The 24,348-nt window shown below is 68.1% G+C and carries 26 protein-coding genes; 9 read left to right on the top strand and 17 right to left on the bottom strand.

Translation table 11 applies throughout. The features are described from left to right. Positions 1-213 precede the first annotated feature (213 nt). On the bottom strand, positions 214-1,197 hold the full coding sequence (locus ACFVWG_RS35570) for a hypothetical protein (protein WP_391547873.1): 984 nt from the start codon (positions 1,195-1,197) through the stop codon (positions 214-216). A 99-nt stretch (positions 1,198-1,296) separates the two neighbouring features. On the opposite strand from ACFVWG_RS35570, the gene ACFVWG_RS35565 reads away from it, so the two are divergent. Then, positions 1,297-1,743 carry a MarR family winged helix-turn-helix transcriptional regulator gene (locus tag ACFVWG_RS35565; RefSeq protein ID WP_391547872.1) on the top strand — a complete coding sequence of 149 codons (447 nt, stop codon included), beginning with the start codon at positions 1,297-1,299 and terminating at the stop codon, positions 1,741-1,743. Here the strand turns inward: ACFVWG_RS35565 and ACFVWG_RS35560 are convergent. From ACFVWG_RS35560 to ACFVWG_RS35545, 4 genes are all read right to left on the bottom strand, one after another. Then, positions 1,740-2,690 carry a tetratricopeptide repeat protein gene (locus ACFVWG_RS35560; protein WP_391547871.1) on the bottom strand — a complete coding sequence of 317 codons (951 nt, stop codon included), beginning with the start codon at positions 2,688-2,690 and terminating at the stop codon, positions 1,740-1,742. The genes ACFVWG_RS35565 and ACFVWG_RS35560 overlap by 4 nt on opposite strands. A gap of 76 nt (positions 2,691-2,766) precedes the next feature. After that, complete coding sequence (locus ACFVWG_RS35555) at positions 2,767-4,560, bottom strand: NAD-binding protein (protein ID WP_391547870.1); 1,794 nt, start codon at positions 4,558-4,560, stop codon at positions 2,767-2,769. After that, positions 4,481-6,154: a methylmalonyl-CoA mutase gene (locus ACFVWG_RS35550; RefSeq protein WP_391547869.1), complete on the bottom strand. Its 1,674-nt coding sequence runs from the start codon at positions 6,152-6,154 to the stop codon at positions 4,481-4,483. Before ACFVWG_RS35550 ends, ACFVWG_RS35555 begins: the two co-directional genes overlap by 80 nt. A 69-nt stretch (positions 6,155-6,223) precedes the next feature. Continuing rightward, positions 6,224-6,727, bottom strand: a complete 504-nt coding sequence (locus ACFVWG_RS35545; protein WP_391547868.1) for a MarR family winged helix-turn-helix transcriptional regulator — start codon at positions 6,725-6,727, stop codon at positions 6,224-6,226. A 43-nt stretch (positions 6,728-6,770) separates the two neighbouring features. Between ACFVWG_RS35545 and ACFVWG_RS35540 the strand changes: the two genes are divergently transcribed. From ACFVWG_RS35540 to ACFVWG_RS35530, 3 genes are all read left to right on the top strand, one after another. Further along, positions 6,771-7,523 carry a maleylpyruvate isomerase family mycothiol-dependent enzyme gene (locus ACFVWG_RS35540; RefSeq protein WP_391547867.1) on the top strand — a complete coding sequence of 251 codons (753 nt, stop codon included), beginning with the start codon at positions 6,771-6,773 and terminating at the stop codon, positions 7,521-7,523. 75 nt (positions 7,524-7,598) lie between these two features. Next, positions 7,599-7,946: a YciI family protein gene (locus ACFVWG_RS35535; protein ID WP_391547866.1), complete on the top strand. Its 348-nt coding sequence runs from the start codon at positions 7,599-7,601 to the stop codon at positions 7,944-7,946. Between the two features lie 3 nt (positions 7,947-7,949). Next, positions 7,950-9,227 carry an RNA polymerase sigma factor gene (locus ACFVWG_RS35530; RefSeq protein WP_391547865.1) on the top strand — a complete coding sequence of 426 codons (1,278 nt, stop codon included), beginning with the start codon at positions 7,950-7,952 and terminating at the stop codon, positions 9,225-9,227. On the opposite strand, the gene ACFVWG_RS35525 is transcribed toward ACFVWG_RS35530, so the two are convergent. From ACFVWG_RS35525 to ACFVWG_RS35510, 4 genes are all read right to left on the bottom strand, one after another. Further along, on the bottom strand, positions 9,193-9,903 hold the full coding sequence (locus tag ACFVWG_RS35525) for a PH domain-containing protein (RefSeq protein ID WP_391547864.1): 711 nt from the start codon (positions 9,901-9,903) through the stop codon (positions 9,193-9,195). The two genes, ACFVWG_RS35530 and ACFVWG_RS35525, sit on opposite strands and share 35 nt — an antisense overlap. Before the next feature lie 99 nt (positions 9,904-10,002). Continuing rightward, complete coding sequence (locus ACFVWG_RS35520; protein WP_165956841.1) at positions 10,003-10,161, bottom strand: hypothetical protein; 159 nt, start codon at positions 10,159-10,161, stop codon at positions 10,003-10,005. Between the two features lie 297 nt (positions 10,162-10,458). Then, positions 10,459-11,415 carry a methylmalonyl Co-A mutase-associated GTPase MeaB gene (gene meaB, locus ACFVWG_RS35515; protein ID WP_391547863.1) on the bottom strand — a complete coding sequence of 319 codons (957 nt, stop codon included), beginning with the start codon at positions 11,413-11,415 and terminating at the stop codon, positions 10,459-10,461. Further along, positions 11,415-12,617 (bottom strand): acetyl-CoA C-acetyltransferase, encoded by a 1,203-nt coding sequence (locus tag ACFVWG_RS35510; RefSeq protein ID WP_391547862.1) that lies wholly within the window; start codon positions 12,615-12,617, stop codon positions 11,415-11,417. The genes meaB and ACFVWG_RS35510 overlap by 1 nt, the downstream gene beginning before the upstream one ends. A 92-nt stretch (positions 12,618-12,709) precedes the next feature. Here ACFVWG_RS35510 and mce point away from each other — a divergent pair, with 92 nt between their 5' ends. The 5 genes from mce (at position 12,710) to ACFVWG_RS35485 (ending at position 18,693) form a co-directional block, all read left to right on the top strand. Further along, on the top strand, positions 12,710-13,126 hold the full coding sequence (gene mce / locus ACFVWG_RS35505) for a methylmalonyl-CoA epimerase (RefSeq protein WP_391547861.1): 417 nt from the start codon (positions 12,710-12,712) through the stop codon (positions 13,124-13,126). Between the two features lie 91 nt (positions 13,127-13,217). Continuing rightward, the gene (locus ACFVWG_RS35500) at positions 13,218-14,120 is read left to right on the top strand and encodes an anti-sigma factor RsbA family regulatory protein (protein WP_391547860.1); all 903 of its coding nucleotides are present in this window, start codon (positions 13,218-13,220) and stop codon (positions 14,118-14,120) included. Positions 14,121-14,274: 154 nt separating this feature from the next. Beyond that, on the top strand, positions 14,275-15,606 hold the full coding sequence (gene ccrA / locus ACFVWG_RS35495) for a crotonyl-CoA carboxylase/reductase (RefSeq protein ID WP_391547859.1): 1,332 nt from the start codon (positions 14,275-14,277) through the stop codon (positions 15,604-15,606). Positions 15,607-15,703: 97 nt separating this feature from the next. Beyond that, a complete protein-coding gene (locus tag ACFVWG_RS35490; RefSeq protein ID WP_391547858.1) occupies positions 15,704-17,335 on the top strand; it encodes a transposase in 1,632 nt (543 codons plus the stop codon). Continuing rightward, the gene (locus ACFVWG_RS35485) at positions 17,332-18,693 is read left to right on the top strand and encodes an AI-2E family transporter (protein WP_391547857.1); all 1,362 of its coding nucleotides are present in this window, start codon (positions 17,332-17,334) and stop codon (positions 18,691-18,693) included. The genes ACFVWG_RS35490 and ACFVWG_RS35485 overlap by 4 nt, the downstream gene beginning before the upstream one ends. Before the next feature lie 78 nt (positions 18,694-18,771). Here the strand turns inward: ACFVWG_RS35485 and ACFVWG_RS35480 are convergent, their stop codons facing one another. From ACFVWG_RS35480 to ACFVWG_RS35445, 8 genes are all read right to left on the bottom strand, one after another. After that, positions 18,772-19,212 carry a type II toxin-antitoxin system VapC family toxin gene (locus tag ACFVWG_RS35480; protein WP_391547856.1) on the bottom strand — a complete coding sequence of 147 codons (441 nt, stop codon included), beginning with the start codon at positions 19,210-19,212 and terminating at the stop codon, positions 18,772-18,774. Further along, complete coding sequence (locus tag ACFVWG_RS35475; protein WP_391547855.1) at positions 19,209-19,373, bottom strand: hypothetical protein; 165 nt, start codon at positions 19,371-19,373, stop codon at positions 19,209-19,211. Before ACFVWG_RS35475 ends, ACFVWG_RS35480 begins: the two co-directional genes overlap by 4 nt. Before the next feature lie 41 nt (positions 19,374-19,414). Then, positions 19,415-19,942 carry a hypothetical protein gene (locus ACFVWG_RS35470; protein WP_391547854.1) on the bottom strand — a complete coding sequence of 176 codons (528 nt, stop codon included), beginning with the start codon at positions 19,940-19,942 and terminating at the stop codon, positions 19,415-19,417. 104 nt (positions 19,943-20,046) lie between these two features. Then, a complete protein-coding gene (locus ACFVWG_RS35465) occupies positions 20,047-20,757 on the bottom strand; it encodes a PIG-L deacetylase family protein (RefSeq protein ID WP_391547853.1) in 711 nt (236 codons plus the stop codon). A 12-nt stretch (positions 20,758-20,769) separates the two neighbouring features. After that, positions 20,770-21,714: a GNAT family N-acetyltransferase gene (locus tag ACFVWG_RS35460; protein ID WP_391547852.1), complete on the bottom strand. Its 945-nt coding sequence runs from the start codon at positions 21,712-21,714 to the stop codon at positions 20,770-20,772. A gap of 70 nt (positions 21,715-21,784) precedes the next feature. Beyond that, on the bottom strand, positions 21,785-22,552 hold the full coding sequence (locus ACFVWG_RS35455; RefSeq protein ID WP_391547851.1) for an alpha/beta fold hydrolase: 768 nt from the start codon (positions 22,550-22,552) through the stop codon (positions 21,785-21,787). Positions 22,553-22,580: 28 nt separating this feature from the next. Further along, positions 22,581-22,880: a hypothetical protein gene (locus ACFVWG_RS35450; RefSeq protein ID WP_391547850.1), complete on the bottom strand. Its 300-nt coding sequence runs from the start codon at positions 22,878-22,880 to the stop codon at positions 22,581-22,583. Positions 22,881-22,934: 54 nt separating this feature from the next. Then, positions 22,935-24,326 (bottom strand): M28 family peptidase, encoded by a 1,392-nt coding sequence (locus ACFVWG_RS35445; RefSeq protein WP_391547849.1) that lies wholly within the window; start codon positions 24,324-24,326, stop codon positions 22,935-22,937. Positions 24,327-24,348: the final 22 nt, after the last annotated feature.

Here is a 24,348-nt window from a genome sequence, read left to right as displayed (position 1 = left end):
AGGGGAGAACCAGCACGTTGAGCGGATATCCGGTCAAATGTCCGCGGGATGGGCGCGGGGTGCCGCAGCCTTCTGCTCGGGGCGTACCGGCGGACGGGTGGGCGCGAGGTGTCGCCCCTTCAGGTCGAGGTGTACCGGCGAACGGGTAGTCGCCGGTCGGCGAGGCATCCGAGGTCGAGTCGCACGCTCAGTTGTCGGGTCCGCGGGCGACCACTACCCGTTCTTCGGTACGACGTCGGCCCGACGAATCGTGAATCGGTCCGAGGAGCCGCCACTCAGCAGCACGTCGATGCTGCCGCTGAGGACGTAGGTCCCGGCGGGGGTGATGGCGGCGGTGGTCGGGGCGACGACGGGCCAGGCCTGCGCCGACCGTACCCGCGCCGTACGGTAACCGTCGTTGCTCGACAGCACGGTGACCTCCTCGGCGCCGGGCGCACCCAGCTTGTTGGTGACGGCGATCAGCCGCCGGTCGTGGGTGATCGCCAGTCCGTCGCCACCGATCAGTTTCTTGCCTACGGCAACCTCTGAGATGCGGCCGCCCCGCGTGATCTTCAGCAGTACGCCGGTGTCGTAGCGAACCGTCAGCAGGAAGCCGGCCGGATCCCAGACAATCCCGTTCGCACCGATCGAGTCGCCGCGCAGCCGGACATCCCGGACCAGCACCGACGCGTGACCGGCCGCGTCGATCTTGTAGATCGCGTCCCCGGCCGGGTCGGTGACATAACTGTTGCCCACGGCATCGATCGCGAGGTCGTTCGCGCCGTGTTTGCCGCCGGCCGGGTTCAGCCGTGCGGTGTTCAGGTCGACGCGCTGGAGCAGTCGACCGGTCCGCAGGTTGTAGACGGCTACGCCGGACTGCTTGTACGCCGTTGCCTCGGACGAGCGCTCGCCCGACCCGATATCGCCGTACGTGACAAGCACGCGGTTGCGCGGAGCATCGACATGCAGCCCGAAGGTGGAGATGCCGGGAGCGACGCCGTACGGATGCGGGACGCCATCGCGGCCGACTACCGAGATCCGGCCGGTCGCGATCGACCCGATCAGGAACGCCTGCCGGGTCGGATCCCAGGCGATCCCCTCGGGGTAGCGGTCAGTGGTGTGCCCGGTGATCGAGACCCCAGCCGGGGCCGCCACCGCAGGGACAACAGGCGAGGTCAGAGCTAGAACAGCGGCAACAGCCGCAGTGAAACGCAACATCGAAGAACCCCTCTCGGATGGATACGAGTACAGAGACTAATCAGAGGTCTGATGCTCGTCAATGCATATATGCCGAAAAGTGTTCGTACGATGGGTGGTATGCGGATGTCCTTCGACGAGCGGCTCGGTAGTCACCTGAAGCGGGTCGAGCAAGACCTGCAGGCCGCGAAGGCGGCCGCAGTGAAGCCGGCAGGCCTGACAGTGCCGCAGTACGCCGCTCTGTTCGTGCTGGACGAGCAGCCGGGGATCTCAGCCGCTGAGCTGGCTCGGCGCTGCCTGGTGACCCCGCAGACGATGACGACGATCCTGCGCAACCTGGAAGCGGCGGGTCTGATCGAGCGCACACCGCACCCGCTGCACAAGCATGTGATCGAGACGCGCCCGACTCCGGCCGGGCGGAAGGCGCTGGATCAGGCCGATGAGCGGGCCACGGGCGTCGAGCGCCGGCTTGCCGCTGCGTTCAGCGACGAGGAGCGCGACGTACTGCGTGCGCTCCTCGCCCGGGTGTCAGAAACACTGACCACAGATCCAATACTCGACCGTTAGAACAGCGCGGCCATCAACCGGCGACGCGCCTTGCCGACGCGCTCGTCCTCGGCGCCGACGACCTCGAACAACTCCAGCAGGTGCAGGCGAACGGTGTTGCGCTCGTCCCCCGCGGTCGTCTGGATGGTCGTGATGAGCCGGGCGAACGCGTCCTCGACGTGACCGCCCATCAGGTCGACATCGGCGACCAGCAACTGCGCCTCGATGTCGGACGGGTTGTCAGCCGCCCGCGTGCGGATGTCGGCCGGCGCCTCCTGGGTCCGCTTCACCAGCTGAACCCGGGCCAGGCCCGACTTCGCCTCGGCGTCGTTCGGCGTCTCCTTGATCAGTTCCTCGTACGCCGCGATCGCGCCCTCGAGATCACCCGCACCGACCGCGTCCTCCGCCTTCGCATAGCGCGGGTTCGGTGCGTCCTCCTCCTCGACGGGAGCCTCTGCGGCCGGTCCGACCGGCTCGGCCCGGCCGGTGACGCCGTTCGCCACAGCGACCGTCATCAGCTGGTCGAGGTACTGGCGGGCCTCAGCCTCGCCGAGCGCACCCTGGAACAGCGGCACGACCTGACCACGCAGTACGGCGATCACCAGCGGTACCGACTGCACGCCGACCGCCTGGGCCAGTTGCGGGTTGGCGTCGATGTCGATCCGGGCCAGCAGGAACTTTCCGGCGTACTCGGTCGAGAGCTTGGTCAGCACCTCGCCGAGCTGGGCCGCGCCCTGCGCCCGCGGCGACCAGAACTCGACCACCACGGCCACCTGCAGGGACCGCTCGATCACGTCGCTCTGGAACGTCGCCTCGCTCACGTTCAGCACGTACGAGCCGGCAGCACCACCGGCCGGCGTACCGGGCGCACCTGCACCTGCACCGGCTCCGGGCCCAGGGGCTCCGGCCGGCCGCCGCAAGGCTGACAGATCGATCGCTCCGGGACGGGAGAAGTTGGACTGGCTCACCACTGCCCTCGCATTCCGCTCGCGCCCAAGGGGCGCCCACCGCGTACGTTCACAGGTCTATCCTCTCCGACGCTACTCAAGCGTTGGGTGCCCGGGTAGCCAGGAGTAGTCGCGCCAGGCCGCTCCGCGTCCCAGCGACCGCGATCCGATCACCACCGCGCAGGGGCCGGTCGTACGCCGGGGTCCAGTCCCAGGGGTCGGTGTCACGCTTGTGGGCGAGCACCCGGAGCCCGCCGGCCTCGTCGAGTTCACCGAGCCGGAGACCGACCGCGACCGAGGCCGGTTCCACGGTCACCTCGGTCAGCAGCAGGACGCGCCGACCGGCCGGCACGGTCACCTGACTGCGCCGGTTGGCCGCCGCAGCCGCGATCGCAGGGGCGACCAGCATCGACACCGAACGGCTGTGGCCGAGCCCGAGCCGCCGCTCGACCCGCTGGGCCAGGTCGTGGTCGAACATCCGCATCGTGATCCGCGCGTCCGGATTGAGATCCCGGACCACCATCGCGGACTCGAGGTTGGTGATGTCGCCATCGGTCAGCGCCAGCACTGACTGCGCCCGCTGAACCCCAGCAGATCGCAGCGTCTCTTCATTGCTGCTGTCACCGATCACGACCGGGATCCGCAGCCGATGCGCAGTCTGTACGCCGGGCGCATCGTCGTCCTTCTCGACGCCGACCACCGCGACTCCACGCTCGGACAGGATCTCCAGCACCCGGGCGCCGACCGTACCGAGGCCGCAGACGACCACGTGGTTGCGCGGCCGGCCGCGGACCCCACCGATCACGCGAGACAGCCGGGCGCCGATCAGCGAGTCGACGATCACCGCGGTCAGCAACGCGACCAGCACGATGCCGGTCAGCTGCACGATCACGGCCGCGACCTTCGCCCACGGTGCCGCGTCGGAGAACACGTTGTCCTCGATTCCGGCCGAGGTGACCGCCCCGGCGACCAGATAGAGCGCCCGCAGCCAGTCGATCCTGGCGATGAAATGCGTGAGCACCGTTCCGATGATCACCAGCATCGCCATCACCGCCGCGATCCGTCGTACCCGGCGATCGAGCACGTCGCTGAGTGCCATGATCCAGCCGGCCCGCCGGACGTCGCGAGTCCGCCAGACCGTGCGGATCCCGGTACCGAGCACGATGTCGCCACTCGGATCCGCACTCGCCTCGGGCAGCAGCACGGGCGTCGCGGACGAGGTCGTGTCGGCAAGGACAGTCAGATGGGGTTCGCGGATCAGCTCGGCCTGTCCTGCGACCAGCCGCCGGTCGCCGATGTCGAGCCACGTGAGCTCGTCGTCCTCCAGCGCATCCGCCACGAACGCGGGCGCGGCCAGCGACGGGCCGGAGATGACCACGCAGTCGCCGAGCAGGCTGTGCAACTGCTTGCCCAGCCGCGGGTTGACCATCTGCACGATGATCCGCAGCCCTGGATCCATGTCGCGCGCGGTCAGCGCCGTGTGCACGTTGTGGACGTCGTCGGTGTCCAGCAACACCAAGGCCCGCGCCGTCGACGCCTCGCCGTCGTTGGCGTCGATCCCGGCCCGGCGCAGCAACGACTCACTGATCACCCGGACGCCCATCACCTGGGCGCCGAGCTCGCTGATCCGGTCGTAGTGCCGCGAGGCCGGGTTGACGACCGCCACGACCCGCTCGCCCGAGCTCACCAGCTCGGTGACGACCCGCAGCATGGTCCGGTCCGAACCACAGACCACGACCGCTCGCCCGTCAGGCGGACCTGCCGCCGCCTGAACGCGCGCTGCAGCTGAGGGTTCTGCCGGTACTACTGCCTCAGAAGCGGGCGGGCTCTCGGTACTCGCCCCACTCGTCCCGAAGAACGTGACAGATTTCCCCCATCGTGGCCTCCGCACGCGCAGCCTCCAGCATGGGCTCGATCAGGTTGCCAGTCCCCCTGGCCGCTTCGACAAGAGCCGCCAGCGTACGCCGTACCAGGTCCTCGTCGCGTTGGGACTTGCGCGTCGCGAGCACCCGGCACTGCTCGACCTCGACCTCGTGGCTGACCCGGAGGATCTCCAGCCCGCCGGAGACGGTGTCGGTCAGCGTGTTCACGCCGACGATCTTCTTCTCGCCCTTCTCGAGCTTCTGCTGGTACTCGAAGGCCGCGTCGGCGATCTCGGCCATGAACCAGCCGTCCTCGATGCCGCGCAGGATGCCTCCGGTCATCGTGCCGTCCGGGCTCATCTCCTTGATCCGCGCGAAGATCTCCTCGGCCTCGGCCTCGATCTTGTCGGTCAAAGCCTCGACGTACCACGAGCCGCCGAGCGGGTCGGCGACGTTGGTGACGCCGATCTCCTCCATCAGCACCGACTGCGTGCGCAGCGCGATCTCGGCCGACTGATCGGTCGGCAGGGCAAGCGTCTCGTCAAGAGCGTTGGTGTGCAGCGAGTTCGTGCCACCCAGGACGGCAGCCAGGGCTTCAACAGCAGTCCGTACGACGTTCAGTGTCGGCTGCTGGGCAGTCAACGAGACACCGGCGGTCTGGGTGTGGAAACGCAGCCACTGAGCCTTGTCCGTCTTGGCGCCGTACACGTCACGCATCCAGCGCGCCCAGATCCGGCGGCTCGCGCGGAACTTCGCGATCTCCTCGAAGAAGTCCAGGTGACTGTCGAAGAAGAACGACAGACCGGGCGCGAAGACGTCGACGTCGAGACCACGGTCGAGGCCGAGCTCGACGTACCCGAAACCGTCGGCGAGCGTGTAGGCGAGCTCCTGGCCGGCCGTCGATCCCGCCTCGCGAATGTGATAGCCGGAGACGCTCAACGGCTTGTACGCCGGGATGTTGGCGGCGCAGTACTCCATCAGATCGCCGATCAGGCGCAGATGCGGTTCCGGCGGGAACAGCCACTCCTTCTGCGCGATGTACTCCTTGAAGATGTCGGTCTGCAGCGTCCCGTTGAGCTTGGAGATGTCCGCGCCCTGCCGCTCGGCGGCGACCAGGTACATCACGAAGGCCGGTACGGCGGGACCGGAGATCGTCATCGAGGTGGTGACGTCCTGCAGCGGGATGCCGTTGAACAACCGGTCCATGTCGACGGCCGAATCGATCGCGACACCGCAGTGGCCGACCTCGCCGAGCGCCTTCGGCTCGTCGGAGTCGCGACCCATCAGCGTCGGCATGTCGAAGGCGACGGACAGGCCGCCGCCCCCGCCGTTCAGGATCATCTTGTAGCGCTCGTTGGTCTGCTCGGCGTTGCCGAAGCCGGCGAACTGCCGGATCGTCCACGGCTTGCCGCGGAACCCGGTCGCGTGCAGACCGCGGGTGAACGGGAACTCGCCCGGCCAGCCGATCCGCTCCATCCGCGGATCGGTCGCCCCCTCGGGCGGGCCGTAGACGGGCTCGACCTCGGTGCCGGAGAGCGTGGTGAAGTCCGCCTCCCGCTTGCGTGCGGCGTCGTACCGCTGCTGCCACCGGCTGCGGCCGGCTGCGATCTGCTCGGCGTCCATGGTCCCAAAATACTTGGACGTCCAACTATTTCCAACCCACAGAAGCCCGTTAACTACTGGTGAGCAGAGTCAGCTGAAGTCGCCGGCGCTCTGCCGCAGCGGCTCGAGCACCGACCAGAGCATCTTCAGTTGCTCGTCGCTCAGGCCCTTGAGCGCGAAGTCCGCCGCGACCAGGTCCGCGGTCGCCCGCTCGACCAGGTCCCGGCCCTCCTGGGTGATCTCGCACAGGACGGCGCGACCGTCGTCCGGGTGCGGGATCCGCAGCACCAGGTTCGCCGCCTCCAGCCGCCGGACGATCGACGTCACCGAGGTCGGGTGCACCTGCAGCCGCTCGCCCATCTTCCCCAGCGGCAGCGAACCACGCCGGGAGAACGTCAGCAGCACCAGCGCCTCGAACCGCGCGAAGGTCAGTCCGTGCTTGCGGAGGATGTCGTCCAGCTCGCCGATCACGATCTGCTGGGCCCGCATCAACGACGTGACCGCGCGCATCTGCTCGACCGCGCCCCACCGCTGACCCCACTGCCGCGACGCCTCGTCGATCGGATCGAACGGCAACGCCCGTCTCCTCGCCATGAACTGAAGAGTAACTGTCGGCGGCCTGTGGGAGGGTCCGGACATGGGTACAGACATGGGATTGTCCGCCGAGTACTACCTCGAACAGCTCACCGCCGAGGCCGCCCGCCTGCGTGAGGTCGCCCAGCTCGGCCTGGAGGCGCCGGTTCCGAGTTGCCCGGGCTGGACGGTCGAGACCGTCGTCCGGCATGTCGCGCAGGTCTACCTGCACAAGGTCGAGGTCCTGAAGCTAGGAGCCCTGCCGAAGCCTTGGCCGCCGGAGGGCATCGACGAGCACGACGCTTTCGAGCTGTACGACGAAGGTCTGGCGGCGGTGATCGCTGCGCTGAAGCAGGCCGGCACGACCCAGCAGACCTGGACCTTCAGCCCGAAGGACACTACGACGGGCTTCTGGTACCGGCGGATGGCGCTGGAGACCGTCGTGCACCGGATCGACGCCGAGCTCGCGCACGACGTGGTCACGCCGATCGCCGCTGAGCTCGCCCTGGACGGGATCGACGAGCTCCTGTACCCCAGCCTCGGCGGTCCGTGGTGGGACGAGAGCTGGACCAAGTACCCGATCGACGCGACCCTGCGGATCACCGCCGAGGGCCGCTCGTGGACCGTCGGCGCCGACGCCACCAGCGTCACCGTGACGCAAGGATCCGAGGGCGACTCGGCCGCGGAGATCTACGGCGATCCGGGCTCGGTCTACCTGTGGCTGTTTGGGCGCACCGGCAACGAGGCCATCCAGACCGTCGGCTCGGAGGACGTCGTCCAGGCGTTCCGTGGGCGCCTCACGGAAGCGACTCAATGAGAGTGTCCTGATGGCGAGGTGCTGTTCGTTCCCTTTCCGAGGGACCAGAGTGGTCCTGACCGAAGGAGCCGCATCATGACGCAGTACCTCGCACTCACCTACACCGCCGACGTCGACTGGTGGGCCCCCGAGCAGGCCGCCGAGCTCGCGGAGTACCGGCAGTTCGCGATCGAGAACGCCGGGCAGATCAAGGCCAGCGCTGTGCTGCACCCGACGACGACCGCCACCGTGGTCCGCGTCGAGGGCGCGCGCGGCGGACAGGTCGTCACCACCGACGGGCCGTACGCCGAGACCAAGGAAGCCCTGACCGGCTACTACCTGATCGAGGCCGAGGACCTGGAGGAAGCGATCGCGATCGCCGCCAAGCTCCCGGCCGCCTGGAACGGCGCGGTCGAGGTCCGCCCGGTCATCAACGCCAGATAACCCATGGCTGAACCGATCTACCTTGGCGCCATCGCCGACACGATCCGGATCGAGGGCACGCGGATCCTCGCCACCCTGATCCGGACCGTCGGCGACGTCCAGCTCGCCGAGGATGCCGTCCAGGAAGCCACCCTGGCGGCTCTCGGCGCCTGGCCGGTCACGGGAGTACCGCCGGAGCCGCGCGCCTGGCTGACCGTCACTGCGCGCCGCAAGGCGATCGACATCCTGCGTCGTGAGCGCGCCCGAGGAGACAAGGAACGGGCGGGGACCGAACTCCTGGAGCTGACCCGCCCGGCACCGGCTGAGGTTCCAGCAGTCTCCGTCGAGTCGGTCGAGTCCGATGAAACCGTGCACGACGACCTACTGCGGCTCATCTTCACGTGTTGCCATCCCACACTCTCGCCGCCTACTCGGGTCGCGCTCGCGCTGCGAACGCTGTGTGGGCTCTCCGCCGGCGCGATCGCCGCGGTCATGCTCACCAGCGAGGCCGCGACCGCGAAGCGCCTGACCCGCGCCCGGCAGAAGATCGCGGCCGCCAACATCCCGTACCGCGTTCCGCCCGCGGCCGAGCTCGCTGACCGGCTGCCCGCGGTCTGTGCGGTCGTCCACGGCCTGTACACCTCCGGACATGCGCCGGCCGACGGAGAACCGGCGTACAACCTGGATCTGTGCACGGAGGCGATCCGGTTGGCCGAGCTCCTGCACGGACTACTCCCCGACCAGCCGATGCCAACCGCCGTACTGGCGTTGCTCCTGCTCACTGAGGCGCGCCGACCAGCACGGCTTGATGCTGATGGCGAGGTCGTCACGCTCGATCGGCAGGACCGCGCGCTGTGGGACGCGGCGGCGATCACCCGCGGGATCTCACTGCTGAACGACTCGCTGGAACGCTCAGACCGGCAGGCCGATCCCTATCAGCTGCAAGCCGCGATCGCGGCCGAGCACGCGCGCGCACCGGCGTACTCGATCACCGACTGGCGCGAGATCGTCCGCCTCTACGACCTTCTGCTCTCCGTCGCTCCGACACCCGCCGCAGAGCTGGCCCACGCCGTCGCGACCGCGGAGGCCGAGGGCCCGCAGGCCGGACTGACCCTTCTCGAACGACAGCAGGGTCCCCGGACTCACGCCGTACGGGCCGAGCTATTGGCGCGTCTGCATCGCTATCGCGAGGCCGTCGACGAGCTGTCCCGATCCGAGCCCGCGACCGCGGCCGAACGCCGCCATCAGCAAGGCCGGATCGAGGAGTTCAGTCGTCGGTCCAGTTCCCACGATCGCTGTTGAAGATCGACTTCGAGGCGGACGGCGAACTGCTCGGCGCGGGGCGCGAGTGGTGCGCCGGGGCCGCGGTGGTCGTGGTGACCTCCTGGGCCGAGTCCATCCCGATCGGGCCGGTGCCGTCGTCGTCGGAGTCCTCGTCGCTCTGGACCACGTCGACGCTGGCCGAGGCTCGCAGGCCGGTGCGCTGGATGACACGCTGAATGGTCAGGTCGCGGTCGTCGGGCCGGCTGACCCACTTGATCTCGCGGAAGCCCTGGTCCTGCGCGGCGGACTCGAAGACGAAGTGGCCGTAGCCCAGCATCCGCCCGATGATCGGCTTCTGCAGCGTGATGTCCAGGACTCGCGCGATCGGGGTGGTCGCGACGGTCTGCGAGAAGACGCCGCGGATCCGCATCACCCGCATGTTCGTCACCACGAAGCGGTCGCGGTGATGGGTGAGGAAGGTCCAGAAGGAGTGCGTCAGCAGCACCAGGCAGATCGCCAGCAGCACCGGCTGCCCGCCGATCGGCGTGGTCACCATCGTGATCAGCAGCCCGGCCGCGAGCAGCACCTCCAGCATCGGGACCGTGAACACGACCCAGTGCTGCCGAACCTCGTCGATGACGACTTCGCCCTCGTCCGAGATCAGATGGCGCCGTACCTTCGGATCGAACATCCGGAAGAGGCCAATTCCGGCCATCCGCTCACTCCCCTGTCACGCGTCTGCTGATCCCGCTGTGTGACCCCGTACAACAAGTGTCCCGCACGATCGCTCGTCACGGGACACTTGGGCGTCAGATCAGTTGAACAGCGCGGTCAGGAACGTGATCACGCTCCCGAACAGATCACCGACTCCGGAGAAGGCGCCCCCCACCGCGTCGGCGGCGTTCGTCGGCTGCGTGAACAGATAGAAGCCGGCAAAGGCGATGAGAGCCCAGATCAACAGCTTCTTCGGCATGTCACCACTCCTCGTTCCAACCACTGGGTCGACTGTGTTGTGAGTTTGTATCACGGACCGTCACGAATTGTCACTGACTGAACACAGCCCACCGCACAATGCTCACCAGCTACAAGCTCCATTGTGTAACGGATCCGGGGGCATGGCACCTATCGGCGCGCCGTGATGAGACGCGGATCGCAGACAGTGACCACATAGTGGCACATTTGCCCGAATACGGGACAGTAGCCCAATCTTCGGAGCCCGATTACACGGTGTGACAGAAGGTGGCCCTCTGTCGCAGTACCGAGACCTAAATCACAGGGCAGCGATCAGTTCGTCGGCCGCGCTGTAGGGATCGGTGTTGCCTTCGGCCACCTTCGCGGCCAGTACGTCGAGCCGCGCATCACCGTGCAGATGCGCGAACCGGGTCCGCAGCGCGGTCATCGCGATCGCCTCGATCTCGTCGCGGGCCCGGGAGCGTCGCCGCTCGTCCAGTACGCCGTTGCCGCGCATCCAGGTCAGCCGGTCCTCGATCGCCGTCACGACCTCGTCGATGCCTTCGTTGCGCGAGGCCACCGTCTTCAGGATCGGCGGCACCCACGCACCTTCGGCCCGCTCGGCCAGCGCCAGCATGTGCCGCAGGTCGCGAGTGACGTTCTGGACGCCATCACGGTCGGCCTTGTTCACGACGTACAGATCGCCGACCTCGAGGATGCCGGCCTTGGCCGCCTGGATCCCGTCGCCCATCCCGGGCGCCAGCAGCACGATCGTGGTGTCGGCCATCCCGGCGATCTCCACCTCGGACTGCCCGACCCCGACCGTCTCCACGAACACCACGTCGAACCCGGCCGCGTCCAGCACCCGCAACGCCTGCGGCGTCGACCACGACAGCCCGCCCAGGTGACCGCGCGACGCCATCGACCGGATGTAGACGCCCTTGTCCAGGGCGTGGTCCTGCATCCGCACCCGGTCGCCCAGCAACGCACCACCAGAGAACGGAGACGATGGATCGACCGCCAGAACAGCCACCCGTTTCCCGGTTCCCCGGTACGCCGTCACGAGCGCCGAGGTGGACGTGGACTTGCCCACGCCGGGTGAGCCGGTGATCCCGACGATGTGCGCATGACCGGCGTACGGGGAGAGTGCAGCCATCACCTCGCGCAGCAGCGGTGACTCGTCCTCGACCAGCGAGATCAGCCGGGCGACGGCCCGGGAGTCTCCCTCCCGGGCACGCTCGACCAGCTCCGCTACCGGCGGGGTGCGGCGTGGCATCAGCTCTTGTTCACGCGAACGATGAGCGCGTCACCCTGACCGCCACCACCACAGAGTGCGGCCGCGCCGACGCCGCCGCCACGACGACCGAGCTCGAGCGCGAGGTGCAGCACGAGCCGCGCACCCGACATCCCGATCGGGTGGCCGACAGCGATCGCGCCACCGTTCACGTTCACCTTGTCGGCGTCGACCCCGAGCTCACGCGTGGACGCGATCCCGACGGACGCGAAGGCCTCGTTGATCTCGACCAGGTCGAGTGCCGCCGGCTCGATGCCTTCCTTCGCGCACGCCTTCGCGATCGCGTTGGCGGGCTGGCTCTGCAGCGTCGAGTCCGGACCGGCGACCGAGCTGTGCGCACCGATCTCGGCGATCCAGGACAGCCCGAGCTCCTCGGCCTTGGCCTTGCTCATCACGACGACCGCGCAGCCGCCGTCGGAGATCGGCGACGACGAACCGGCCGTGATCGTGCCGTCCTTGCCGAACGCGGGCCGCAGCTTGCCCAGCACCTCGAGCGAGGTGTCCGCACGGACACCCTCGTCGGCGCTGATCACGATCGGGTCGCCCTTGCGCTGCGGGACCTCGACCGGCACGACCTCGTCGACGTACAGACCGTTCTTCCAGGCGGCCGCGGCCCGCTCGTGCGAGCGGACGGCGAACGCGTCCTGCTCCTCGCGGGTCAGTTTGATGCCCTCGTTGTTGGCCTGGTCGGTGAGCGCGCCCATCGGCTGGTCGGTGAACGCATCCCAGAGCCCGTCGAACTCCATCGAGTCCTTCAGGGCGACCTGGCCGTACTTGAAGCCCTCACGGGACTTCGGCAGCAGGTGCGGCGCGTTCGTCATCGACTCCATGCCGCCGGCCACGACGACGTCGTACTCGCCGGCGCGGATCAGCTGGTCGGCGAGCGCGATCGCGTTCAGGCCGGACAGGCACACCTTGTTGATGGTGATCGCCGGGACGCTCATCGGAATGCCGCCCTTGGCCGCGGCCTGGCGAGCGGTGATCTGACCGCCGCCGGCCTGCAGCACCTGGCCCATGATCACGTACTCGACCTGGTCCGGCGCGACGCCGGCCTTGTCCAGCGCGCCCTTGATCGCGAACCCACCGAGCTCGGCTCCGGTGAAGCCCTTCAGACCGCCCAGCAGCTTCCCGATCGGGGTACGCGCGCCGGCCACGATGACGCTTTGGTTCTGCGTGTCAGACATGCTGTCACGATACCTGCGGCGGCACTGGTACGCGTCTGTCGAACGGGTCACACGAACGACGTATTGCCTCAACGCAGTCTTAGGGTGAAGGGATGGACGAGCTCTTCGAGGCGATCGATCACGTCGGCATCGCCGTACCGGACTTCGACGCGGCCGTGCGCCACTACGCCGACGTCTTCGGGATGACGGTCGCGCACGAGGAGGTCAACGAGGAGCAGGGCGTCCGCGAGGCGATGCTCTCGGTCGGCGCCTCCGGCTCCTCGATCCAGCTGCTCGCACCGCTGTCGGACGCGTCGCCGATCGCCAAGTTCCTGGACAAGCGCGGGCCGGGCATCCAGCAGCTGGCCTATCGGGTCCGCGACATCGACCAGGTCTCCGCCGTACTGCGCTCCCGTGGGGCCGAGCTCCTGTACGACGAACCGCGCCGGGGTACCGCCGGATCCCGGGTGAACTTCATCCACCCGAAGTCGGCCGGCGGCGTACTGGTTGAACTCGTACAGCCCGCCTGAGTGTTACGGCGGCGTGTTACGGCTGGCCAACAGCCGGTGACGGCGCGCTCTATCCCCTTCAGAGTTGGATTTTGCGGACTACGCTGTTCGAGTGCTGAAGGACAGCGCCACCGACTCTCTCGACGGTGTGCCGGCGGGTTTCCAGCACGAAGCCTTCGTCTACTCCGGCGACGAAGAGTTCGTGCGACTGTCGGCACCGTTCGTGCACGACGGCCTGGCGACGGACGCGGCGATCGTGGCGGTACTCCCGCCGGACCGGATCGCCATGCTGCGCGACGCCCTCGGAGCATCGGCCGCGCAGCTGCGTTTTATCGATATGACGACCACCGGTCGTAATCCCGCCCGGCTGATCCCGTTCTGGCGCGACGTCCTCACGCAGTCCGGCGGCCGCCCGGTCTACGGCCTCAGCGAGTCCATGTACCCGGGCCGGACCACGGCCGAGTACGACGAAGCCTTGCTGCACGAGGGATTGACCGACCTCGCCTTCACCGGCGACTCGGGCTTCCGCCTCTGCTGTCCCTTCGCGGCAGTAACCGGAGTCGGCCCCACCGCTTCCCACTCGGGAGCCGAGGCGCTGGCCGAGAAGACCTTCCGGACACCACTGAACGACGTACCGGATCGGGCCGAGCGGTGGGAGTTCGGGCTGGCCGATCTCGGCGACGTCCGGAAGTGGGTGAACGGGCAGGCGTCGTCGCACGGGGTGTCGCGGGACCGGATGGACGACCTCGGGCTGGCGCTGCACGAGATCTGCACCAACAGCATCCGCTTCGGTGGCGGCCGCGGTGCCTTGTCGGTCTGGATCGAGAACGGTTCGCTCGTCTGCGACGTGGCCGACCGCGGCCGGATCGACAACCTGCTCGTCGGCCGGGTGATGCCGCCGCTGGACGGACTCGGCGGCCGGGGCGTCTGGCTCGCCAACCAGCTCTGCGATCTCGCCCAACTGCGGTCTGGCGACGACTTCACGCAAGTGCGGTTGCACACGCGCTTGCGGTGACTGTGCTTGTTTGATTTATGGGACCACTGACAACGGTGGACTGGAAAAGTGACGGTGGTCTCACCGGTGCCGAACTGTGTCACAAGGCACAGCCCGCGAGGCATACTCAACGGTAACGTCCGCTCACCAGTCCGCTCCTTGCAGGAGGTACGACGTGAAGCAGATCCTCGATGCGATCCTCGCCGGCGACAGTGCGGCGGTAGGTGGGATCGACGTACCGGACCACTACCGGGGCATCACCGTGCACGCCGACGAGGCGGACATGTTCGAAGGTCTGGACGCCAAGGAGAAGGACCCGCGCAAGAGCCTGCATCTGGACGACGTCCCGACGCCCGAGCTCGGCCCGGGTGAGGCGCTGGTCGCGGTGATGGCGAGCGCGATCAACTACAACACCGTCTGGACGTCGATCTTCGAGCCGGTCTCGACCTTCTCGTTCCTCAAGCGGTACGGGAAGTTGTCGCCGCTGACCGCCCGCCACGACCTGCCGTACCACGTGGTCGGCTCGGACCTGGCCGGCGTCGTACTGCGGACGGGCCCGGGCGTGAACGCCTGGAAGCCCGGCGACGAGGTGGTCGCGCACTGCCTGTCGGTCGAGCTCGAATCCCCCGACGGGCACAACGACACGATGATGGACTCCGAGCAGCGGATCTGGGGTTTCGAGACCAACTTCGGCGGCCTCGCCGAGATCGCGCTGGTGAAGTCCAACCAGCTGATGCCGAAGCCGGCCCACCTCACCTGGGAAGAGGCCGCATCACCCGGGCTGGTGAACAGCACGGCGTACCGGCAGCTCGTCTCGTCCAACGGCGCGAACATGAAGCAGGGCGACGTCGTACTGATCTGGGGCGCGTCCGGCGGGCTCGGGTCGTATGCGACGCAGTTCGCACTCAACGGCGGCGCGATCCCGGTCTGTGTGGTGTCGTCGCCGGAGAAGGCCGAGATCTGCCGCGCGATGGGTGCGGAGCTGATCATCGACCGGTCCGCCGAGGGCTACAAGTTCTGGAAGGACCCGTCGACCCAGGACCCGAAGGAGTGGAAGCGCCTCGGCGCCCGGATCCGCGAACTGACCGGCGGCGACGACCCCGACATCGTCTTCGAGCACCCGGGCCGCGAGACCTTCGGCGCCTCGGTGTTCGTGGCCCGCAAGGGCGGCACGATCGTCACCTGCGCCTCGACGTCCGGCTACATGCACGAGTACGACAACCGCTACCTCTGGATGAACCTGAAGCGCATCGTCGGCTCGCACTTCGCCAACTACCGCGAAGCCTGGGAGGCCAACCGCCTGATCGCCAAGGGGATGGTGCACCCGACCGTCAGCCGCGTCTACTCCCTCGAGGACACCGCCCAGGCCGCGTACGACGTCCACCACAACCTGCACCAGGGCAAGGTCGGCGTCCTGACGCTGTCACCGGCCGAGGGTCTCGGTGTCCGGGATCCTGAGCTGCGGGCGCGGCACCAGCAGGCGATCGATCGGTTCCGCAATCGCTGAGTTGTTCTAGGCGGGGGCCCGATTGGCTGGTCAGGGCCTCCGTCTGACAGGCTTAAGCTGGGGGATTCAGCTGAGCCGCCAGAAGGGAAACTCAGGAATGCCTGACGAGTCGAGCCTGCCGTTCTTCGACCGCACTGCGACCGCGGCCGGAGGTTTCCCGGTCAGTCGGCGTGGCTACGACAAGCAAGCCGTGGACGACTACGTTCGCGCCCTGGAGATGCAGCTCGTGGAGGTCCGCACGCGGGCCGACGAGCTGCAGGGCAGCGTTGCTCCGATCCAGCGGCAGCTCGACGAGACGCGCCGTCAACTCGAGGCCAGTGCCAACCCGTCGTACGCCGGTCTCGGTGACCGGGCCGCGCAGATCCTGCGGCTCGCCCAGGACCAGGCGGCCGAGGCGCTCGAGGAGGCCCGGCGCGAGGCCGAGGAGCTGCGGACCACCGCGGCCAAGGAGGCCGCTGCGCAGCGGGCGACCGGTGAGCGCGAGGCCGAGGACATCCGGACGGTTGCCCTCAACGAGTCCGACAGCATGCGTCGTACCGCCGAAGGTGATGCCGCCGAGCTCCGCCGTACCGCGGAGACCGAGGGCGCCGAGGTGCTGCAGGCCGCGCGCCGCAAGGCCGAGCAGCTCACGCTGACCGCCGAGTCGCAGGCCAGCACGCTGAAGAACGGCGCGCTGCACGAGGCCGAGAAGATCCGGACCGCGATCCAGCGCGAGTCGGCCGCCCTGCGCGCCCGGCTCGCCGACGAGCGGGAGCAGCAGGCCAAGGAGCTGGCCGACAAGCACCAGCAGATCGCGGCCGACACCGAGAACCTGACCACCCAGATGAAGGAGGCCGCCGAGGCCTCCGAGCGCCGGGTGGCCGAGGCGACCGAGCAGGCCCGCAAGATCCGCGCCGAGGCCGAGGAGTCCGCCGAGCGGACCCTGAGCCGGACCCGCCGCGAGGCCGAGCAGGTACTGAGCACCGCCCGCACCCGCGCCGAGTCCGAACTCGCCAACGCCGCCGACGAGGCCGAGCGGTCGCGCACGATCGTCGCCCGCGAGACCGAGCGGCTCGCCAAGCGTCGTGACGGCATCCTGACCCAGATCGCCGGTCTGAACGAGATCGCCAGCAACATCGCCCGCCAGGCGGCCGAACTCGACTCCGAGACGGCGCCGGTCACGCCGTACGTGAATCCCTTCAGCCGTCCGGACTCCAGCGCGCTGAGCTCGGCCCCAGCTCCGGCTTCCGCTTCCGCTTCTGTGGATGGGGTCTCCCCTTCGGCGGGCGGACCTGGTACGGCGGGTGGCTCGTTCACGCCGTCGACCGACAACCCGTTCACCTCGCCGGCTGTCGAGCCCGTCGCGGACTCGAAGCCGACGGGTGACAGCCCCTTCGCGCCGAAGCCCCGCACCGACAGCCACGCCTTCGGCGCCGGTACGGCGGCCGCGGACCCGGCGCTCGACGACGGCGGACCGTTCACCGGTTCGAGCCCGTTCGTCGGATCGGACGCCGGTGAGGCCCGGGTCGACGAGACGCGGATCGACAGCAGTCTTCGGGTGGACCCGGCAATCGCTGAGCAGCTGACCAGCAAGTCCTCGGGTGGGCCGGCCGACGCCGACGATGCTGACGGCGATGACCAGCCGGTCGACTCGACGAGGATCGACGAGTTCCGCCTCGATGACCTCGACGCCCAGGAGAATTCGGTGGACCGCAAGACCAGCGCGCGATCCCCGAAGGACACGATGTGACGCCAGCCGGCGACGACAACTCGACAGCGACCACTCCGGAAGAACTCGCCGCGGCGACCCGCGAGGCCCAAGCGGCCGCCGAGCACGCCGAGGCCGCTGCTGAGCACGCGGAGAAGTCCGCCGACGACGCCGAGGAGTCCGCCGACCAGGCGGACGACTCGGCCGACGACGCCGGCACCTCGGCCGAGCAGGCCGAGGCCGCGGCGAACAAGGCCGTCGCCACGGTCGAGAGGGCCGAGGACCTCGAGACCACCGACGACGACATCTCCGGCGAACTGCTGATCGACGAACGCCACCCCGACGAGGGCATGGGCAAGCCCGGTCCGCCGATCCGCCGGTCGAACCCGTTCGTCTTCGGGTTCTTCGCGGCCCTCGGCGTCCTGTTCGCGTGGGGCCTGTGGAACGCCCTCGGTCGCGCCAGCTCGGTGCTGATCCTGTTGCTGGTCTCGATGTTCATCGCGGTCGGCCTGAACCCGCTCGTCGAGTGGTTCATGCGCCGCGGCCTGAAGCGCGGCCTCTCGGTCGGCGTCGTCTTCCTGCTGATGATCCTCGCCGTCGCCGGCGTCGGCTTCGCGATCGTCCCGGTCGTCACCGACCAGATCGACGGCCTGATCACGAACGCCCCAGGGTGGCTCGACCTCCTGCAGAAGTCGAAGACGCTGAAGAACTTCGACAACCAGTACCACTTCATCCAGAAGGCCCAGGAGTACATCCAGGACCCGGCCCTGGCGCAACGCGCCTTCGGCGGCATCCTCGGCGTCGGCAAGGTCGTCGCCGGTGCCCTCTTCAACACCTTCACGATCCTGATCCTGACGCTCTACTTCCTGGCCTCGCTCCCCTCGGTCAAGCGAGCGGCCTACAGCCTGGTGCCGCGCACCCGCCGTACCCGCGTCTCGATCCTCGGCGACGAGGTCCTCACCCGCGTCGGTGGCTACGTCAGCGGCCAGTTCCTGGTCGCCCTGATCGCCGGCGTGATGATGTTCCTCTTCCTCGAGATCGTCGGCCTGCGCGAGTACGCCGTCGCCCTCGCGATCGTCGTCATGTTCTGCGACTTCATCCCGATGGTCGGCGGCCTGATCGGCGTCGTCATCGTCGCCCTGATCGGCTTCACGGGCGGTCTCTGGACCGGCATCGCCTGCCTCATCTACGGCATCATCTACCAGCAGATCGAGAACTACGTCGTAGCTCCCCGCATCATGCGCCGAGCCGTCGACATCCCCGGCGCCGTCACCGTCATCGCCGCCCTCCTCGGCGGCGCCCTCCTCGGCGTAGTAGGCGCCCTGCTGGCCATCCCCTCAGCCGCTGCCATCCTCCTGATCATCCGCGAAGTCTGGGTCCGCAAAGCCGACGCCTCGTAGTCTCTTCGGTGCGTGGGGCCTGCCGCGCCACGCACCACCTACGCCCGGCTCATCCCGAGGAACAGTGACCCCGTCGTGTCACTGTTCCTGCAGAACCCACCGCAATGGCTGCAGACGGGAGACCGGCGTTGCCATCCCGAGGAACTTGAAATCGACACTCGCGATCGCCGGCACCTGCAGCCGCTCGGCCAGCGCCAGGATCACAGCATCGACATAACCCAACGGCCCCGAGACCAGTTGCGCGCTGAGCTCAGCAGCACGCAATCGATCCTCAGGAGCCGGGTCGACCACCTCGAAAGCTTCGGTTCGCCCCGTCACTGCCTCGAGAAGCTGAACCTCAAGGGACGGACCGTTGCGCACGTTGTTGCGGAGAAAATTGCAGGTCTCGCCCAGCACAGGTTCAGGAACGAGCAGCGTTCCTGACCATCCCAGCAAAAAGTTCCCGCAGCGCTCGTGGTTCAGGTCGCGGACACTGAACATGGCAATCAACGGGCCTGAATCACAGAGCAACGCAGTCATGCACCCCGCCGGACAGCCTCGATCGCCTCAACAATCTCACGGTCCTTGCGGGCGTCCGCGAGGATCTCGCGATACCGCACTGACAGGTCGGGCTCATCGATGCTGGCCAAACCAAACCACGGAAAGCGACGTCGCAGCTCGGCGACCTGCTGGTCATCCATGCCTTCACTGTAAACGAGCTGACCCGGAAACCGTCTGATCTTCATGTCTTCCCCTGTTCGGATGGCACAACCTCTACGATGCGATGCAGTCGTCCGTCCTTGCCACGGATCAGAAGGTCATGCCGGTAGTCGGCGATGACCTCGCGCACCACGTCGGCGAGCTGTGACGACACCTCTTCTGCTTCCTGGACCAACTGCGATACGCGTTGATGGGAGACGCCGAGAACATTGCTGACGTCGCGTACCGGAACGTCCGCGCTGGTCAACGCCGAGGCGAGCTCGCGGCTGAAGTCGGCGACCAGGGATTCCAGTTTCTTGGCCTGCGCGCGCAGATCCTCGACGAGCGCCTTCGCATCGAGGAGGTCGTGCCCTGCCGCGTCGATCGCGGAGAACCTCACCTGCACCTGTGACAGCGGCAGGTCAGCAGTCAGGGCAACGTACTCCCGCGCGACCTGCTCGATCTCGTCGAGCCTGCGCGCCTGGGTGATGCCGTCCAGCTCAGGAACCTCAACCATCCACCATCGGCCCTCACGAGAGACCGTCGCATCGAAGACTCTCTGACTCCCCATGGATTCAGTCTATCCAGCTAGACGATTTCGTGGCAACTTCCATGGAATCTGGGTCCACCGGACCGTCCACCGGCGGGAGGGCACGGCGTGCGCGATCAGCGTCCTTACGGGGCGGGGAGTTTGGTTAGTTCGGGGGTTGGGGTGGTGTGGAAGGCGGCGGCTCGGGGGTAGCCGGCTAGGCAGCCTCGGGTGGTGAGGAGGGCTGTGTAGTAGTCGATGTGGCGGAAACCGTGTTCGCCGCGGGCGAAGGGTTGGTGGCGAATGGCCGAGATCCAGCGGTAGAAGGCTTCGTCGGGGATGGGGACGTAGAGGGTGGGGTGGAAGCCGTCCATGTCCTGCCAGTTCTCGGTGTGGAGGAGGGTGCGGGTGGCGTGCCTGGGGAGGTCTGCCAGGGGGCCTAGCTCGGTGGGGTCCAGTGCGAGGTCGGCCAGGTAGCGGGCTCGGATGGTGAGGCGGGCGGCGTGCTCGTGGTCTCGGTGGGCGCTGTGATGCCAGTGGGTGATGAGGGTGTCGGGTTGCTGGTCGCGAATGATCGTGGCCAGTTCGATCGCCGCCTCGTCGGTGTCGGGGAGGAAGCCTTCGCTGTGATTGAGGACCATGAAGTCGGCGCCGATCGCGGTGGCGAACGCTTCGCCTTCGGCGATCTTCTGCTTCTTGTACTCGGCCGGCGCAAGTCGCGGATGACTGCGTTCGCCGGGGGTGAGGGCGACGATGGTGACGTTGGCGCCGTCGAGGATCAGCTTGGCCAGGGTCGGACCGGCGGTCAGGTCCATGTCGCCGATGTGGGCGCCGATGGCGAGCACGGTTCTGGTCATGGGTGACTCCCGTCAGACGTTGGCACGCAGGATGGTGAAGGTGCGGGTGATGGTGAAGCCGGTGCTCAGGTAGAGACGGCCGGCGGCGGACTGCTCGCCCGCCCACAGGAACCACGCACTGTGGGCGCCGAGCGCGGCCATGCGCGTCAGCGTGAGGTGCAGCAGGAGCTTGCCGAGACCGGTGCCACGACATTCAGGCAGTACGCCGAATGGGCCGAACCGCTCGATCACACCTTCGTACGTCGCATGCTGAGCCCACCCGAGAATGCGTCCATCCGGATCACGCGTCACGACGATTCGGTCCAGCGGCATCCCGGCCACGACCGCCTCACGGATCGCCCGAGCCCAGTCCGGAGTGAACTCCGCGCCGGCCAGGTGGATCAACGCGGTCAGCTCGTCACCGGTCGGCGTACCGAAGCTGTAGCCCTCCCCCACCAACTCGTCGAGGCGTTTGCCCACCTCGGCCGGCATCGCATACCCGATGAGACTCCGGTCCATCGCGACCGCGTCGTACCCGGGTTCGAAGCCCAGCGATGTCAGCAGGCGCTCAGCTGCCGGGTAGCGCGGGCGGTCGAGGCCGGGCAGGAAGTAGTTCGGCGTGTACGACGAGAAGTAGACCTCGGCGCATCCCCTTTCGCGGAGCCAGTCCATCGCGGCCGTGAGCAGCGCCCGGCCGAGACCGCGACCGCGCGCGTCGGGATGAACGAAGAAGAAGGGGATCCAGCCGGTGGCCGGCTCCAGGTCCGCGCCGGTGACTGCGATCAGCCGGCGGACGGCGTACGCGGCGCCGACGATCCGGCCGTTGCTGACGGCAACTTTCAGGCCGGCCGGGTCGAAGTTCCGGTCGAGCAGGAAGAGGTCGCGGAACCGCGGGTACCCGATCGGGTCGGCCGGCGCCGCGGCGGTCCAGGCGGCGGCCAGCTCGGGACCGTCTCCCACCGCGAACGAACGGATCATCAACACCCCCGACGAGCGAGCCGTGTTGAAAACTTACCGCCGCACAGTTGATCCAGTCAACGCCTAACACTCACGGCAGGAACGGCACGAGCGCGGCGAGGAAGTCGTCGAGGCGTTCGGCGTGCACCCAGTGGCCGGCCTCCGGGACCTCGGCGTACTGGACGCGTGGGAAGTACGACGCGATCGTGGCTCGGTGGTCCTGCTGGACGTAGTCCGACTTGCCGCCGTAGATGAACAGCGTCGGCCCGTCGTAGTGCCGGCCCTCGAGACCGAACGGCCAGCCGGAGATCTGTGGCAGCGCGGCCTCGATCACCGGCAGGTTGGGCCGCCAGCGGGCGCCCGTGTCGTCGAGGATGAGGTTCTGCAGCAGGAAAGCTCGCGTCCCCGGCGTCGGTACGGCGTCAACCAACTGGGCGTCGACATCGGCGCGACGCTGCACTGACGAGAGATCGGCGTTGCGCATCGCCTGCGCGTACTCGACGAACGCGGGCGGGTAGGTGACCGGAGCAGCGTCGACGACGACCAGCCGCTCGACCACTCCCGGGTAGAGCAGTGCGGTCAGCATGGCGGTCTTGCCGCCCATCGAGTGCCCGACCAGCGTGACCGGGCCGGTACCGAGGCTCTCGATCGTCTCCCGGACGTCGTCGGCCATCTCCGGGTAGCTCATGGTGTCCACGTGCGGTGACGAGCCGTGGTTGCGCAGGTCGAGCGCGAAGACGCGGTGCTGCCCGGCGAGTCGGCGGGCGGCCGTCATCCAGTTCCGGCCCGAGCCGAACAGGCCGTGCATGACCACGACCGGCGTACCAGTTTCGCCGTACGACGTGACCGGGAGCTTCATGCACTGCCCTTCATCTTGGGACCTTTCGTCAGCGCCGACGGCCCCAGCACGCGGTGTGCCAGTGGCGTCGTTCGTCGAGGGACTGGGCGCCACCCAGGGCGGCGAGCAGGCTGGGGTTGTCCGGCCAGACCACCACGTGCGGCGTGGCCGGCGGGATCAGCTGATCGCAGCCAGGGCAGCGGTAGGACTTGCCGGACGCGGAGCCCGACACGCGCCGGACGTTCCACTCGCCGTCCGACCGGTCCTCCCGCGACTGGGAACCACCCAGTAGCGGCCGGTCGCTGACGGGCCGCTGCCACTTCGACGGTTTCCTGCTCCGGGGCGACATAGCCCTTCAAGGCTAGCCGTATGAGCCATGTCACCCCGGTGCAGGCACTGCCAACTACAGACGTGCGGTCGCGTACGCCGCCGTACCGATCAGCTCCATCGAGACCTGGAGGCGTTCCAGGCTGACGTTCTTGACGATGGTGTCCTCGGGCGAGTGGTACGGCGGTTCCAGGTGAGCCGGTGAGATCTCACCGCGCCAGGAGAAGTTCGCCGACGCGATGCCGACCTCCTGGAACGACTGGTGGTCCGACGAACCACGCAGCACCGGACCGACCATCTGCGGGTCGTAGCCGAGCCGCTGACCAGAAGCCCGTACGGCGTCGGTCGCGGTGTTGGCCAGACCGGTGAACGACAGGATCCAGTAGGTGACGGCTGGGTCCCAACTGGTAGCGACCATGTCGTTCTGGAACACGGCCTTGTACCGGTCGCGCTGATCCTGCGGCAGCTGCGCCACGTGGTACCGCGATCCGATCAGCCCCTGCTCCTCCGAACCCCACAGTGCGAACCGCAGGGTTGCGTTGGTGTTGAGCTTGCTCATCACCCGGGCGATCTCCATCGTGAGGACGGTCCCGGACCCGTCGTCGTTCGCACCGGGCGCGCCGATGACCGAGTCGTAGTGACCGCTGACCATCACGATCGGGCCGTTGGCGCCACTGCGGCCCCGACGTTCACCGATCACGTTGTTGGAGGTCAGACCCCGGTGGGCCTTGGTACTGATCCGCAGCGGCAGTGAGGTCACCACCGCGAGCGCCTCACGAAGCAGCCGCTTCTGCACCTGCGCGACCCCGATCACCGGGATCGGTGCGTCGGTCAGACCGGCTGGTGCGAACGCCGACGCCCGGCGCGGGAACACCAGGTCGGCCGGCAACAGGATGACTCCGACAGCACCCCGCGCCGCGGCCTCCGCGACTAAGGCCGGGCGCGCGGCTGCGGTGTCATCCGCGATCACGATCGAGCCGGCCACGTCGGCCGGCCAGACCGGTGCAGTGGCTGGGCCGACGTCCCGGACCGGCCCCTCCACGGTCACGTCGAGTTTGCCGCCGGCAGCGGCTCCGGCCTGCCAGCAGAGGTCGTTCGGCAGGATGTCGCGGACGTCCTCGATCTGCGCGAGGAACTTGTCCGCCACCGGGAACGGCTCCAGCTTGGTCCGGTACCCGAACCTGTCCAGCTGGTCGGCGATGTAGTCGGCCGCCCGCTTCTCGCTGCTGGTCCCACCGATCCGCGGGCCGATGTCCTCGGACAGAACCTGCAGGTGCCTCAGGGCCCGGTCCGAGGAGAGTCCGGAGACGATCTGACGGTCGTACTTGTCGAGCTTGGGGTGACTGAGTGCACCGGGCCGCTGGTCGTCCGCAGCCCAGGCGGGGGCGGCGGGGATCGCGGTCGCGGCGGTGACGCCGGCAACCGCGCCCAACAGCCCGCGGCGGCTTACACCGGACGTTTCGGTCATGCAGGTCTCCTCACAAGGTGGG

It is taken from the genome of Kribbella sp. NPDC058245 (assembly GCF_042882005.1).
In the GTDB taxonomy this organism is placed as follows: Bacteria; Actinomycetota; Actinomycetes; order Propionibacteriales; family Kribbellaceae; genus Kribbella.
Note: the sequence above shows the minus strand (reverse complement) of the source record. Positions and strands in the feature narration are given on the sequence as shown.